This window comes from Streptomyces sp. NPDC001443, assembly GCF_053597355.1.
The window spans coordinates 16,976-30,840 of the sequence record NZ_JBSFIA010000008.1; the positions used below are offsets into that span (position 1 = coordinate 16,976).

The window sequence follows — 13,865 nt, forward strand, 5'->3', positions numbered from 1 at the left end:
GATCTGCCGCACGGCCCCCTTCTGCGGAAAGGAACCCGATGAACAGGACGTCCCCGTCTGTGGGCCCGCCTGCGCCGGGCTCCTGGGAGGACCTGGTCACCACGGCGCTGCTCGGCACCGACCGGCGTACGCCCGCCGTGTCCGTGCCGGGCCGGGCGGCACCGTCGGCGCTGCTGGACACGGCGGCCGTCCAGACCGTACGCAGACGGGCCGGACTGCGGCCGGCCCGCGCGGCCGGGCGTCCGCAGGCAGCGCCCGCCGACCCGCGCCCGGCGCTGCCCACGGCGGCGGCGCGCCGGCTGACGATGCTGCTGGCCGACCGTCCCGGTGCGGGCGGCGGAGGCCGCAGGGGTACGGCGCCGGACCTGCTGGAGCTGCTGCCCCAGTGGCTCCAGGTGGCGAACTCCCACGGTTTCGCCGCACCGCCCCAGACGATGCCCGCGCTGCTGGACGCGGCCCGCGGTCGTACGGATCTGCGGCCCGCGGTGCTGAGGTTCGTGGGTGCGCGTGCCGTGTGGCTGGCGCGGCTGAACCCGGACTGGAGGTTCGCCCTGCGGGCGACACCGGGTGGGGGCGCGGCGCTGCCGGGTCCGCGGGAGGCCGACCGGGTCCGGCTGCTGTGGCAGGAGGGTCTGTTCGCCGAGCGGGTCGCCCTGTTGTCGGCGATCAGGGCGCGGGAGCCCGAGGCCGCTCGCGAGCTGCTCGACTCGACCTGGGCGACGGAGCGCGCGGAGGACCGGCTGATGTTCCTCGACTCGCTGCGCACGGGCCTCGGCCCGGGGGACGAGGACTTCCTGGAGCGGGCGCTGGCGGACCGCAGCCGCAATGTGCGGGCGACGGCGGCGGAGCTGCTGTCGGCGCTGCCGCACTCCGCGCTAGCCGCCCGGATGGCGGTGCGGGCCGGGGCGTGCGTGGCCGTCGATCACATGCGGACCGCGCCGATGCTGGCCGTGGAGGCACCGCACGCGTGCGACGCGGACATGGAACGCGACGGGGTGGTGGCCAAGGCGCCGGCGGGCCGGGGGGAAAGGTCCTGGTGGTTCGGCCAGCTGGTGGAGGCGGCACCGCTCGCCACCTGGCCGGCCAGGCTCGGCGGGCGCACACCCGGGGAGATCGTGGCGCTGCCCGTGGCGGACGACTGGCAGGGCGAGCTGCACGCGGCCTGGTGCCGGGCGGCGGCGCGGCAGGGGGACGCCGAGTGGGCGCGGGCGCTGCTCGGCACCCCCTCGGCCCCCGAGGCGGGCGGGCCGGGGGCGGTGTCCCTCGCGGAGCGGGCGAAACTGCTCGGGACGCTGCCCGCGGGCGAGCGGGCCGAGTGGGTCGCCGGGTTCGTCGCCGCGCACGGCCTGTCCGAGGCGTTCCAGCTGCTCGGGATGTGTGCGGTGCCCTGGGCCGAACCGCTCGGCCGGGCGGTGGTGGACGCGCTCAACATCGCGCGGGACGCCGGAAGCTATCCGTGGAGCTTCAGCGGGGTGATGGGGCTGGCCGAGCGCTGTCTCGACCCGGCGGAAGCGGGCCGGCTGGACGGGCTGCTGGCGGTGCCGGACGAGCCGGAGGACGCGTCTCCGGGTGCCGGGGGTTACTGGGCGGAGGCGTTCCAGCGCCTGGTGACCACCTTGCGCCTGCGCGCGGTCATGATCCGGGAACTCGGGGCGGTGGCCGCCGAACACCACCCGACGGCACGGCACACCGTCTCGCACCACCCCGCCTCGGACGCTCCCACCCCGGACTGCACCGTCCCGGACGACGCCCCGGACCGCACCGTCCCGGACGACGCCCCGGACCGCTCCGTCCCGGACAACCCACCCCACGAGGACCCAGCCCCCGGCCCCGACGCCTCGGACCACTGCACCCCGGACGCCCCCGCCCCGGACCGCACCGAAGCGGGCCATCCGTAGCAAGGGCCCGTCCACAGCGACGCGCCCGCGCCCGTCCACAGCAGGGCGCCCGTCCGAAGCGGGTCGTTACGCCCCGGTCGGTCGGGCTGCGTTGGCGCGGACCCAGTCCACGATCGACGCCGTGGTCGCGCCGGGGGTGAAGATCTCCGCGACGCCCTTCTCCTTCAGCGGCGGGATGTCCGCCTCGGGGATGATCCCGCCGCCGAAGACCAGGATGTCCTCCGCGTCCCGCTCCTTGAGCAGGTCGATCACCGCCCCGAAGAGCGTGTTGTGCGCCCCGGAGAGGATGGACAGCCCGATGGCGTCCGCGTCCTCCTGGATCGCCGTGTCGACGATCTGCCCGGGGGTCTGGTGGAGCCCGGTGTAGATGACCTCCATACCGGCGTCGCGCAGGGCTCGCGCGATCACCTTGGCCCCGCGGTCATGACCGTCGAGCCCCGGTTTGGCCACCACGACGCGGATCGGACCGGCTGCCACACCCATCACTGCCTCCATGAAGCGACTGCATCCATCCCTACCGACGAGTACCGCACACATCACGCCGCCCGGGAAGTGAACGAACGTTATCGCCAGCATCCCGCAACCGGCAGTTTCGCGAAGGTGGCCAGAGGGGAAATCACACGATGGGACACGTTCGCCGCGCACCGTTCCGAGTCTCCGCGGCCCCGAGCCACACACCCGTGCGGCCGAGGGGCGAGGAGGGAACCCGCGCACGGGAGCCGCAACGAGGTCGCCGCACCACCGGGCCGCGGAGCCGCGCGCCCCGGCGGTGCGGCGAGTCGGCAAAGGAACGCCGGGCACACCGACCGCACGACCCACCCGGAGCACCCGTCCGGGACACACCGTCCGATCAGAGCCGCAGAGCGCTCGGAGCACCAGGAGCGCGGAAGGCAGAGGGAACAGAGAGCCGCAGGAGACCATCGCGCACCCGGCGCACCCCCCACCGACACGCTCCGTCGCGACTTCCACGAGAGCACACGGGGAACAGAGCCGTCCTCCGCGTGCCGACAGGAGGTCGGCCATGAAGGTCACCCGGGCGCTGCCGCCCTTTCTGCCGCTCTGCCAGCGGATTCTGCCGGTCCTGCCGGTCAGGCTGGCGGGACTCTCCCTCACCCTCCTGAAGGCCACGGCCCTGGAGATCGCGATCCTCGCCGGACACCTGCTTCTCTACCCGTCCGGAATCGTCCAGGAGCGCGGCGCGTCGGCCGCCCTGGACAGCACCGGAACCTCCGGCACCCCGCAGCTGCCGACCCGGCCCGATCCACCCGTCGTCCTGCTGCACGGCTTCATCGACAACCGCTCCGTGTTCGTCCTGCTGCGGCGCTCTCTCGCGCAGCACGGCCGGCACCAGGTGGCCTCCCTGAACTACTCGCCGCTCACCTGTGACATCCGTACCGCCGCGGAACTGCTCGGCCGCCACATCGAGGAGATCTGCGAGCGCACGGGCAGCACCCAGGTCGACATCGTCGGCCACAGCCTCGGCGGCCTGATCGCGCGGTACTACGCCCAGCGGCTCGGCGGCGACCTGCGCGTGCGCACCCTGGTCACGCTCGGCACCCCGCACTCCGGCACCCGGGTCGCGCGCCTGGCGAACGCGCACCCCATCGCGCGCCAGATGCGCCCGGGCTCGGCGGTCATCGAGGAACTCTCGCTGCCCGCACCCGGCTGCCGTACCCAGTTCGTCAGCTTCTGGAGCGACCTCGACCATGTGATGGACCCGCTGGAGACGGCCTGCATCGACCACCCGGACCTGCTGGCGCAGAACGTGCGGGTGAGCGGCATCGGACACCTCGCCCTGCCGGTGCACCCGGCCGTCGCGACCGGCATACGGCAGGCGCTCGACACCGCACGGCAGCCGGCCGCGGAGACCGGTGCCGGGACCACCGGGCGCCCCGGCGACGCGACGGTGGCCTGAGGGCCTGGCGCGGGCAACAGGCATAGGGGACATTCCGCCGGGGAGGCGGCTCGTCGGGGCCGCCTCCCGAGGCGCCGAGCACCCTTCACATTCGAACAATCTTCGAACACCAGGCCAAACTCGTGCCCACAGTCCCCCGAAACACGGCCGATTGCCCGTTTCCCGCGAGCACGAAACCTGCCGAAGATTGTCGTGCGCTCATACCGACGGGTACAGTCGCCGCACTGCTCTGGCAGCCCCTGTTGTCGAGGCGAAAGAGAAGTTGGTGAACGACCGTCACCCGTCGGGGACCATGACCACCCCGGCTCCGGCTTCCGAGCCCGCCTCGGCGCACTATGCGCCGTACGGCACCCAGGAGGCCCAGTACGGCGGCTTCACCACGTACGGCGTCGGCTACGACACCGGCGGTTTCGGCACGGCCGGCTTCGACACCGGAGCCCACCCTTCCGGGACCTTCACGACCGGCCCCTTCCACGGCGACGGCGGCCTCCAGGGCAACACCCCCGACACGGGCGCCTACGACAGCTCGTACCACGACGGCGGCATCTACGACACCGGCGCGTACGACGGCGGTCACCACACCGGCCACCATCACACCGGTCACCACGCCACCGGCCACCACACCGCTCACGACTCCGGCGCCTACGACGCGAGCCAGTGGTCGGCCGACGGGCACCAGAACGCGGCCTATGACCCGTACGCGGCCCAGCATTCCGGCTACGACACGGGGGCGTACGAGACGACGGCCTGGTCCACCGGTCACCAGCAGCTGTCCGCCGTCCCGCCGCAGACAGCGGCCTCCGACACCTCCGGGCAGTGGGACGCGCACACCTGGCTCCAGACCGACGGCGTCCCGGCCGACCCGACCCAGCAGTGGGAATGGGGCACGCAGGCCTTCGACACCGGCGCCTACGACGCCACGCAGTGGAACACCGACGGCGACGCGCCGGACCTGTCCGACGAGGGCCCCGAAGAACCCTCCGATGAGCCCGCCGCCGAAGACCCGGCCCCGGAGGACGAGGAGGAGCCGAGCGCCACCGGCGAGCTCCCCGCCGTCGCGCCGCTCCTCGACGACCAGGAGGAGCTCACCCCGCCCCCGGCGCCGCGCACGGCCTCCCGCTCCCGCCGCCGTACGCCCGCCAGACGCTCCGCGCTGCTGACCGTGGCGGTGCCCTCGGTGTGCGTGATGGGTGTCGCCGGGGTCGCGGCCGCCTCGGTGGTGGGCAACCTGACGGACGACGGCAGCCAGACGACGGCATCCGCCTCGGACGCGAAGGCCGTGAAGCCGTCCGCCGCCAACAACAAGCTGGACAGCCAGCTCCGGAGCCTGTCCGCCGGTGCCGACGACTTCGCCGACCGGGCCAGCCGTACGCAGGAACGCATCGACCTCAAGGCCCAGCAGGAGTCCGAGAAGAAGAAGGCCGCGGCGGAGGCGGCCCGCAAGGAGCGGCTGCGCCCGAAGTACGCCATTCCGGTCGAGCGCAAGGGCCTGAGCGCCTACTTCGGCCAGGCCGGTGTGAACTGGATGTCGGTGCACACCGGCATCGACTTCCCGGTCTCGTACGGCACGACGGTGATGGCCGCGACCGACGGCACCGTCCGCACGCAGTGGAACAGCGCGTACGGCAACATGATGATCGTGACGGCGATGGACGGCACGGAGACCTGGTACTGCCACCTCTCCACCTACCGCGTCGCCTCCGGTACGACGGTGAAGGCCGGCGACCCGATCGCGTACTCCGGGAACTCGGGCAACTCGACCGGTCCCCATCTGCACTTCGAGGTGCGGCCCAGCGGCGGCTCGGCCATCGACCCGCTCCCCTGGCTGCGCAGCCACGGTCTCGACCCGACGTAAGCGCGCACCGGACAACGGCCGAGCCCCCGGGATGATCCCGAGGGCTCTTTCTCCGACCGCCGGACCGACAACGTCCTAGAGCTTCTCCACCGGCGCGTACCGCAGCAGCAGCCGCTTCGGCTTGGTGTCGCCGAAGTCGATCGTCGCCTCCGCGTTCGAGCCCGTGCCCTTCACGCCGACGACCGTGCCGAGCCCGAACTGGTCGTGCGTGACCCGGTCACCGACGGACAGGGACACCACCGGCTTCTCGGAGGTCCGGCGCGTGGCGAAGCCGGACGCGCCGGCCGCCGACGAACGCGAGCGCGAGGACGACAGCGAGGCCGCCAGTCCCGAGGCGGGGCCGGAGGACACCGGCGCCGTGGCCCCCGTCCGCTTCCACTCCAGGTGGGCCGGCGGGATCTCCTCCAGGAAGCGGGAGGGCGGGTTGTAGGAGGGCTGCCCCCAGGCGCTGCGCATCGCCGACCGGGTGAGGTAGAGCCGCTCACGGGCGCGGGTGATGCCGACGTACGCCAGTCGGCGCTCCTCCTCCAGCTCCTTGGCCTGGCCGAGGGCACGCATGTGCGGGAAGACGCCGTCCTCCATGCCGGTCAGGAAGACGACCGGGAACTCCAGCCCCTTGGCGGTGTGCAGGGTCATCAGCGTGATGACGCCGTCGCCGTCCTCCTCGTCGGGGATCTGGTCGGAGTCGGCGACCAGCGCGACCCGCTCCAGGAAGTCGGAGAGCCCGCCCGTCGCCTCGCCCTCGCCGGACTCCTGCTCGAACTCCAGGGCCACCGCGGCGAGTTCCTGGAGGTTCTCGATGCGGGTCTCGTCCTGGGGGTCGGTGGAGGCCTGCAGCTCGGCGAGGTACCCGGTCCGTTCGAGGACGGCCTCCAGGACCGTCGCCGGACCGGCGCCCGACTCGACGATCGTGCGCAGGTCGTCCATCAGCACGTTGAAGCGCTGGACGGCGTTGGTGGAGCGCGCGGCCATTCCGTACGCCTCGTCGACGCGCCGCAGCGCCTGCGGGAAGCTGATCTTCTCGCGCTGGGAGAGGGCGTCGATCATCGCCTCGGCGCGCTCGCCGATACCGCGCTTGGGCACGTTGAGGATGCGGCGCAGCGGGACCGAGTCCTCCGGATTGGCCAGGACACGCAGGTAGGCCAGGACGTCCCGGACCTCCTTGCGCTCGTAGAAGCGGACGCCGCCGACGACCTTGTACGGCAGGCCGACCCGGATGAAGATCTCCTCGAAGACACGGGACTGGGCGTTGGTGCGGTAGAACACCGCGACATCGCCGGCCTTGGCCTGGCCCGCGTCGGTGAGGCGGTCTATCTCGTCGGCGACGAACTGCGCCTCGTCGTGCTCCGTGTCGGCGACGTATCCGGTGATGCTCGCGCCCGCGCCGGCGTTGGTCCACAGGTTCTTGGGGCGGCGGGACTCGTTGCGCTCGATGACCGCGTTGGCGGCGGAGAGGATGGTCTGCGTGGAGCGGTAGTTCTGCTCCAGCAGGATCGTCGTCGCGTCCGGGTAGTCCTCCTCGAACTGGAGGATGTTGCGGATGGTCGCGCCGCGGAAGGCGTAGATCGACTGGTCGGCGTCACCCACCACGCACAGCTCGGCGGGCTGGAGGCCGAACTCGCCGGGCGGCACGTCCGCGGGGTGCTCCGAGGTGCCGACGAGCTCACGGACCAGCGCGTACTGGGCGTGGTTGGTGTCCTGGTACTCGTCGACGAGCACGTGCCGGAAGCGGCGGCGGTAGTGCTCGGCGACGTCCGGGAAGGCACGCAGCAGGTTGACCGTCGTCATGATCAGGTCGTCGAAGTCGAGCGCGTTGGCCTCGCGCAGCCGCGACTGGTACATCGCGTAGGCCTGGGCGAGGGTCTTCTCGAAGCCGTCGCCGGCCCGGGCCGCGAAGTCCTCCTCGTCGATCAGCTCGTTCTTCAGGTTGGAAATCTTGGCGCTGAAGGACTTCGGCGGGAAGCGCTTGGGGTCGAGGTCAAGATCGCGGCAGACCAGGGCCATCAGACGCTTGGAGTCGGCGGCGTCGTAGATCGAGAACGACGACGTGAAGCCGAGGCGCTTGCTCTCGCGACGCAGGATGCGCACGCACGCGCTGTGGAAGGTCATCACCCACATCGCGTTCGCGCGCGGGCCGACGAGCTGCTCGACGCGCTCCTTCATCTCGCCCGCGGCCTTGTTGGTGAAGGTGATCGCGAGGATCTGCCCCGGGTGCACGTTCCGCTCGCCGAGCAGGTGGGCGATGCGGTGGGTGAGCACCCGGGTCTTGCCGGAGCCGGCGCCGGCCACGATGAGCAGCGGCGAGCCGGAGTGCACGACGGCGGCGCGCTGGTTGTCGTTGAGCCCCTCCAGGAGGGCGGCCGGGTCGACCACCGGGCGCGGGGCGCCGTCACGGTAGTACTCGTCCCGGTCCGGCGGCAGGTCGAACTTCCCGCCGAACAGGTCGTCCGGAACCGGCTCCGGCACGTGCTCGTCCTCGGGCGGAGGCGGGGGCTCCTCCCCATGGGCCCGGGGGGCCTGGAGATCCGCCAGGAAGCTGTCGTCAAAGAGGCTGCTCATCGCTCTCCGAGTCTAGGGCGCCGCACCGACAACCCGCCGCCGTCCCGGGAACATCCCCGAAGCCGTACAGCCTCGGACGGGGGCCGGGCGGGGGCCGGGCGGGGGCCCGGGAGGGGAACGTCACATTCCGTGAGCCGGGCCGAGGAAGGCCGTGTCACCCTCGGTGACCTCGGCGCCGCGAAGCGACAAAGCAGAAAAAGGAGCTCGAACACCGCAGGGCAGGAACAAGCACGCCGGATCGGCCGCACCCCGACACAGCCGGGTCCTAGGTCACGAAAATGTATCGGGCATATCGCCCATCAACCTTCACAAGGGCCACAGGAGTTGGCTAGCGTGCCGGGCGGGCCGCACGACCCCCACCGGCGAACGTCGCCGGGCCGCGCGGCCTCCGCCGAGTCCGGTACGCCCGCACGGCGTCCGGAGCCGGGGACCCAACCAAGACCTGGGGTGAATCGGCCCCCGTCCCCCATCGGGGACAGGCCGTAGGGCAAACCTTCCGATCATCCGCCCGAACCCGACAGCTAACCCGGTAGGCGGAGTGTGGAAGGAGTCGCCTCCCTTGGCGTCGCACCGCAAGTCGCGTCCCACCGGTACACGCGCAGCAGGCATACGGACCCCCGCCCTGGCCACGGCGGCCCTCACCTCCGTCGCCCTGTTCTCCCAGACGGCCCACGCGGCCCCCTCGGCCGACGACGGCCGACCGAGCCTGGAAGAGGTCGAGAAGAAAGTCGACGACCTGTACCGCCAGGCCGAGTCGGCGACCGAGAACTACAACGCGGCCAAAGAGAAGACCACCAAGCAGCGCAAGCACGTCGACACCCTGCTCGACGACGTCGCCCGGCGCACCCAGAAGCTCAACGAGGCACGCGAGGAACTCGGTTCCTTCGCCGCGGCGCAGTACCGGACCGGTGCCACCGCGCCGGACACCGCGACCTTCCTGCTCGCGGACTCGCCCCAGGACTACTTCGACCAGACCCAGCTCATGGGCCGGCTGACCTCGCGGCAGAAGGGCGCGGTCGACGACTACGTCACCGAGCAGGCCGCGATGATGCAGGAGCGCCGCAAGGCCACCGAGAGCCTCGACACGCTCACCGACGCGCAGAACGATCTCCAGACCGCCAAGGCTGCCGTCCAGAAGAAGCTCGCCGCCGCGCGCGTGCTGCTGTCCCGGCTGACGGCCGAGGAGAAGGCCCGGCTGGCCGCGATCGAGAAGCAGAAGCAGGAGGCGGCCGCGGCCAAGGCGGCGGAGCTCGCGAAGCAGCAGGCGGCAGCGGAGGCAGCAGCGGCGAAGGAGAGCGCGGCGTCGAGTTCGGGCTCGTCCGCCACGTCCTCGTCGTCCGGTTCTTCGTCCGGTTCTTCGTCCTCCTCGTCCGCGGACTCCGCCGTCGGCACCAAGGCCGAGAAGGCGCTCGCCTTCGCCCGCGCGCAGATCGGCAAGCCGTACGTCTGGGGCGCGACCGGGCCCGGCTCCTACGACTGCTCCGGCCTCACCCAGGCCGCCTGGAAGGCCGCCGGGGTCACCCTGCCGCGCACCACCTACGACCAGGTGAACACCGGCACCACCGTCTCCCTCCCCGACGCCCGGCCGGGTGACCTGGTCTTCTTCTACGACGACGTCAGCCACGTCGGCATCTACATCGGCGACGGCATGATGATCCACGCTCCCAAGCCCGGCGCGTACGTCCGCGAGGAGTCGATCTACTACGACGGCGAGTCCGGGATCCACAGCGTGGTCCGCCCGGCCTGACGCCACCCGCTGCCCGGCCCCCCGCGCGGGTGCCGGGGGGCGTGCGGAGCTGCCTGCGGTCGCGGGTATTTCCGGGCGCCCGCGCGCGCCCCGCTCACCGCGCGCCCGGGGCTCCTTAGCATCGGCCGCATGCCCTCCACGCCCCGTATCCCGCCGCTCCGCGCCCGGTGGGCGTGGCGTGAGCCGGCGACCGGAGCCGCGGTGCTGGCGACCGGCATCCTGTCGGTCGGACTGGAGCAGACGGGGTACGAGGTGCCGTCCCGGATCGCTCTGGTGCCGGCCTGCGTCGCCTGGCTGGCCCTGGCGGCGGGCTTCGCCGTCCAGCTGCTGTGGGAGCGGGAGGCCTGGGTGCGCCGGGCGACCGCACCGGCCGCGCTCACCGCGGTCGCCGCGACCACGGTGCTCGGCACCCGCTTCTCGCTGCTGGGGGGGCAGACCCTGGCCGAGGCGCTGCTGGCGCTGGCCGCCGTGCTGTGGCCGGGGCTGCTCGTGGCCGTCCTGCGGCACTGGGGGAACCGTATGCCGGGGGCGGTGTTCCTCGCGTGCGTGGCCACCCAGGGCCTCGCGGTGCTGGCGGCCACCCTCGCCGCGACCCTGTCGACGGCCTGGCTCGCGCATGCGGCGCTGGTGCTGTTCTGGCTGGGGCTGGTGCTCTACGGCCTGGCGCTGGCCCGCTTCGACCCGCGCCAGGCCGTCGAGGGCGCCGGCGACCAGTGGGTGGCCGGCGGGGCACTCGCCATCTCGGCGCTGGCCGGAGCGCAGTTGCTCGCCGCCGACAGCGCGCGCCTGCATCTGTGGAACGACGACGACCGTGGCGTCCTGCGCGCCGCGACCGCCGCCCTGCTCGCGCTGGACCTGTGCTGTTACGCCGTGATGCTGGCGGCCGAGCTGCGGTGGCCGCGGCTGCGCTACGACGTGCTGCGGTGGTCGACCGTGTTCCCGATGGGGATGACGGCGGCAGCGGCGTCGGCCGTCTCCTCGGCCCTCGGCGTGCCGTGGCTGAAGGGGCTCGGGGAGGCGCTGCTGTGGGTCGCGGTGGCGGTGTGGCTCGCGGTCGCCGTGGCGGCTGTGCGGGCGGCCCCGCAGGCCGTCCGGGCCGATGTCAGGTCCAGAGCACCGCGATGAAGACGTTCGCCGTGGTCAGCAGGCCCACCAGGCCGAACAGACCCTTGTCCACCGTCTCGTCGTCCCGCTTCACGTAGACGAGACCGAGGATCACGATCAGCAGGGCCAGTTTCACGCCGATCTTGATGTTGTTGACCGGGTGGTCGTCGGCCTGGTTGAGGCCGACCAGGATCACGCCGGTGACCAGCATCGTCGCCGCGCCGTGCAGCATCGCGGGGACGAAGCGGGCGGTGCCGCGGCCCATCGCCTTCATCTGGGTGAGGAAGCCGCCGAGGAGCGCGGCGATGCCGATGATGTGCAGGCCTACGAAGAGATGGATGAGTACGTCCATGAGGCCGGAGCCTAACCAGGGGCGCCCGGGCCGTCCGACACCACCCCGTCGGCAATGCCTGCATATATGCGCGCTATAGCACCGCGTAACCCACCCGCGACCGGGAATCCCGTCATCGGTCATCACGCTGCGTGAAGGTGACGGCTCTCGGTTCCAATCACGGTCATCGGAAGTCGTCATTCGATCCACTTGGGACACTTCCGCACATGGCGTTATCCATCCGACATAAACGGGCTTAGCGTCCTCCCCCAGGTGACCGGCTCCCCACCGCCGCCCGGACCAGGGGCGGCAGTCGGCCACCACCGCCGAGAAGGTCCGGCGGCGGCCCGCTCCCCCTGTGCGTGGTCGCCGCCGGACGCGTGGACCGCCCCCGGGCGGCCGTACGTCCGCTCCCCTGGCGGCCGTGCGTCCGCCCGGGAGCCGTCCCGGGACGGGCGGTCGTACGAAAGGACGTGCAAGGCCACGTGGCAGCGCACCGCAAGCCCCGACCGCGCTCGCTCAGCGGCAGTACGGTCCGTACCGCCGCCACGCTCGCCCTCGCGGGCGCGGCGACCGCGACCGTCTTCGACGGGACCGGACACGCCGAGCCGAATCTGACGCCGGGGCAGGTCCGGGCCAAGGTGGACCAGTTGTACCGGGAGGCCGAGGCGGCCACCGAGAAGTACAACGGCGCGCACGAGAAGGCACAGGCCGCCGAGAAGCGGCTGGGGACCCTGCGGGACGAGGCGGCCCGCCGGGAGGACCGGCTCAACTCGGCCCGGGACGCCCTGGGTTCGATAGCCGCCGCCCAGTACCGCGCCGGCGGCATGGACCCCGCGCTGCAACTCGCGCTCTCCGACGACCCCGACCAGTACCTCGAGGGCGCCGCCTTCGCCGAACGGGCCGGCGACCGGCAGGCGGGCGCCGTCGCCCGGGTCCGCGGACAACTGCGGGAGATCGAGCAGTTGCGCGGGGCCGCACGCGTCGAACTGAGCTCGCTCAAGGCCCGACAGGCGGAACTGCGGCGCGAGAAGCGGACGATCACCGGGAAACTGGACGCGGCACAGCAGTTGCTGGCCCGGCTGCCGGCCTCCGAGCGCGCGCAGGCGGCCGGTACCGGCGGCGCGACGGCCCGGGCCTCGCGGAGGACGGCGGCCGCCCGCGTCGGCCTCCGGGCGCCGGGCGCCGCGACGGCCGCGGCCCCCGACGCCCGGGCGGCGGACGCCGTCGCCTACGCCTACTCCAAGCTCGGCAGCCCCTATGTATGGGGCGCCACCGGGCCGGACGCCTTCGACTGCTCGGGGCTCGCCCAGGCCGCGTACCGCGCCGCCGGGGTCTCCCTGCCCCGCACGACGTACACCCAGATCGGCGCGGGCCGGCGCATCTCCCGCTCCGAACTGCTCCCGGGTGACCTGGTGTTCTTCTACTCGGGCATCACGCACGTCGGCATCTACGTCGGCGACGGCCAGATGATCCACGCCCCCAACCCCTCGGCGCCGGTGCGGCTCGCGCCCATCGACGAGATGCCGTTCGCGGGGGCGACCCGGGTGGTGTGAGGGCCGCGGCGGACGCGCCACGAGGACGGGCCATGGGGACGGGTCATGAGGTGCCCGGCGGGCCCGAGGACCATCGACAGCCGCGCGGGGACGGCCGGAAGAGAGCGGGCGCGGCGACGCCGGGACGATCAAGTGCGCCCCGGCACGGTAGCGTCGGCCCGCGGAGCGGCAGTGTGCCGCCCGCACGCCGTCCGCCGCCGCGCCGTCGTCCCGGCGCCGTCAGAGAGGGTCCCGATGCCCGGGTCCATGCTGCCGTCTCCCCCACCGCCGCCCCACGACCGGACCTGGCCGGACCGCGGGGCGCTGCTGGCCGACCGGTCGCGGGCGCTGGAGGAACTGCGGGGGCACAGTCTCGGGGTGCACCGGGTGCTGCTGCTGTGGCTGCTGGCGCTCGCGGCCGTCATCGGCTGGTCGCTGCTGGTCCTGCCGCTCCAGCAGCGCGAGGAGGCGCACCCGACGGGCCTCCTCCTCGCTCCCCTCTTCGTGCTCCTCGGCCTGGCCGCCCTCACCCCGCCGGTCGTCGCCGTCTTCCGTGCCATCCGCCGGGACCGCCAGCTGAGCGGGCTCCTCGACGCCTGGCTGGCCCTGGACAGCCACCCGCAGACGGACGCCCGGCTGCGCTCTCCCGGTCTCAGCCTGTTCTGGCTGCTGTCGTCCGCGGCGATCGGCGCCACGGGACTGTGGGCGTCCCTCGCGACCGCGGCGGGCGCGGAGCCCGGCCGCTCGACCTACGGCGACGTCGCCCTGCGCATGGGCGTCGGCACCATCCTGTGGCTGACGGGCCTGATCGGCGTGGTGAAGGCGGTACGGCACTACCGGTGGGCGCTGCGGGCACTGGGCCCCGCAGCGGCCCCGGGACACCACTAGACCCACGAGGCTCGTGGGCACCGCTGGGCCCGA

General features: G+C 72.8%; 10 protein-coding genes and 1 riboswitch. Of the genes, 7 read left to right on the plus strand and 3 right to left on the minus strand.

From position 1 onward, the window contains the following. Window positions 1-38: 38 nt before the first annotated feature. Window positions 39-1,898: a DUF5691 domain-containing protein gene (locus tag ACWC24_RS11525; protein WP_450662614.1), complete on the plus strand. Its 1,860-nt coding sequence runs from the start codon at window positions 39-41 to the stop codon at window positions 1,896-1,898. Between the two features lie 66 nt (window positions 1,899-1,964). Here the strand turns inward: ACWC24_RS11525 and ACWC24_RS11530 are convergent, their stop codons facing one another. Continuing rightward, window positions 1,965-2,381, minus strand: coding sequence for a cobalamin B12-binding domain-containing protein (locus ACWC24_RS11530; RefSeq protein ID WP_450662615.1), 417 nt, complete (start codon window positions 2,379-2,381; stop codon window positions 1,965-1,967). 538 nt (window positions 2,382-2,919) lie between these two features. Between ACWC24_RS11530 and ACWC24_RS11535 the strand changes: the two genes are divergently transcribed. Both ACWC24_RS11535 and ACWC24_RS11540 read left to right on the plus strand, forming a co-directional pair. Beyond that, window positions 2,920-3,813, plus strand: coding sequence for an esterase/lipase family protein (locus ACWC24_RS11535; RefSeq protein WP_450662616.1), 894 nt, complete (start codon window positions 2,920-2,922; stop codon window positions 3,811-3,813). A gap of 292 nt (window positions 3,814-4,105) precedes the next feature. Then, window positions 4,106-5,668, plus strand: a complete 1,563-nt coding sequence (locus ACWC24_RS11540) for a M23 family metallopeptidase (protein WP_450662766.1) — start codon at window positions 4,106-4,108, stop codon at window positions 5,666-5,668. A gap of 75 nt (window positions 5,669-5,743) precedes the next feature. On the opposite strand, the gene pcrA is transcribed toward ACWC24_RS11540, so the two are convergent. Next, a complete protein-coding gene (gene pcrA, locus ACWC24_RS11545; protein ID WP_450662617.1) occupies window positions 5,744-8,227 on the minus strand; it encodes a DNA helicase PcrA in 2,484 nt (827 codons plus the stop codon). Window positions 8,228-8,606: 379 nt separating this feature from the next. Next, window positions 8,607-8,778: riboswitch (cyclic di-AMP (ydaO/yuaA leader) on the plus strand. 8 nt (window positions 8,779-8,786) lie between these two features. Between pcrA and ACWC24_RS11550 the strand changes: the two genes are divergently transcribed. Both ACWC24_RS11550 and ACWC24_RS11555 read left to right on the plus strand, forming a co-directional pair. Beyond that, window positions 8,787-9,974: an NlpC/P60 family protein gene (locus tag ACWC24_RS11550; protein WP_450662618.1), complete on the plus strand. Its 1,188-nt coding sequence runs from the start codon at window positions 8,787-8,789 to the stop codon at window positions 9,972-9,974. 129 nt (window positions 9,975-10,103) lie between these two features. Beyond that, window positions 10,104-11,099 carry an SLAC1 family transporter gene (locus tag ACWC24_RS11555; protein WP_450662619.1) on the plus strand — a complete coding sequence of 332 codons (996 nt, stop codon included), beginning with the start codon at window positions 10,104-10,106 and terminating at the stop codon, window positions 11,097-11,099. Here the strand turns inward: ACWC24_RS11555 and ACWC24_RS11560 are convergent. Continuing rightward, complete coding sequence (locus tag ACWC24_RS11560) at window positions 11,077-11,430, minus strand: hypothetical protein (protein ID WP_450662620.1); 354 nt, start codon at window positions 11,428-11,430, stop codon at window positions 11,077-11,079. The two genes, ACWC24_RS11555 and ACWC24_RS11560, sit on opposite strands and share 23 nt — an antisense overlap. A gap of 464 nt (window positions 11,431-11,894) precedes the next feature. Between ACWC24_RS11560 and ACWC24_RS11565 the strand changes: the two genes are divergently transcribed. Continuing rightward, the gene (locus ACWC24_RS11565) at window positions 11,895-12,965 is read left to right on the plus strand and encodes an NlpC/P60 family protein (RefSeq protein ID WP_450662621.1); all 1,071 of its coding nucleotides are present in this window, start codon (window positions 11,895-11,897) and stop codon (window positions 12,963-12,965) included. Between the two features lie 234 nt (window positions 12,966-13,199). Beyond that, window positions 13,200-13,832 carry a hypothetical protein gene (locus ACWC24_RS11570; protein WP_450662622.1) on the plus strand — a complete coding sequence of 211 codons (633 nt, stop codon included), beginning with the start codon at window positions 13,200-13,202 and terminating at the stop codon, window positions 13,830-13,832. The last annotated feature ends 33 nt before the right edge of the window (window positions 13,833-13,865 follow it).

Excerpts from the sequence above, each read along its gene's own strand:
- ACWC24_RS11525 (WP_450662614.1), top strand. The coding sequence starts at position 39 with ATGAACAGGACGTCCCCGTCTGTGGGCCCGCCTGCGCCGGGCTCCTGG.
- ACWC24_RS11530 (WP_450662615.1), bottom strand. The coding sequence starts at position 2,381 with ATGGGTGTGGCAGCCGGTCCGATCCGCGTCGTGGTGGCCAAACCGGGG.
- ACWC24_RS11535 (WP_450662616.1), top strand. The coding sequence starts at position 2,920 with ATGAAGGTCACCCGGGCGCTGCCGCCCTTTCTGCCGCTCTGCCAGCGG.
- ACWC24_RS11540 (WP_450662766.1), top strand. The coding sequence starts at position 4,106 with ATGACCACCCCGGCTCCGGCTTCCGAGCCCGCCTCGGCGCACTATGCG.
- pcrA (WP_450662617.1), bottom strand. The coding sequence starts at position 8,227 with ATGAGCAGCCTCTTTGACGACAGCTTCCTGGCGGATCTCCAGGCCCCC.
- ACWC24_RS11555 (WP_450662619.1), top strand. The coding sequence starts at position 10,104 with ATGCCCTCCACGCCCCGTATCCCGCCGCTCCGCGCCCGGTGGGCGTGG.
- ACWC24_RS11560 (WP_450662620.1), bottom strand. The coding sequence starts at position 11,430 with ATGGACGTACTCATCCATCTCTTCGTAGGCCTGCACATCATCGGCATC.
- ACWC24_RS11570 (WP_450662622.1), top strand. The coding sequence starts at position 13,200 with ATGCCCGGGTCCATGCTGCCGTCTCCCCCACCGCCGCCCCACGACCGG.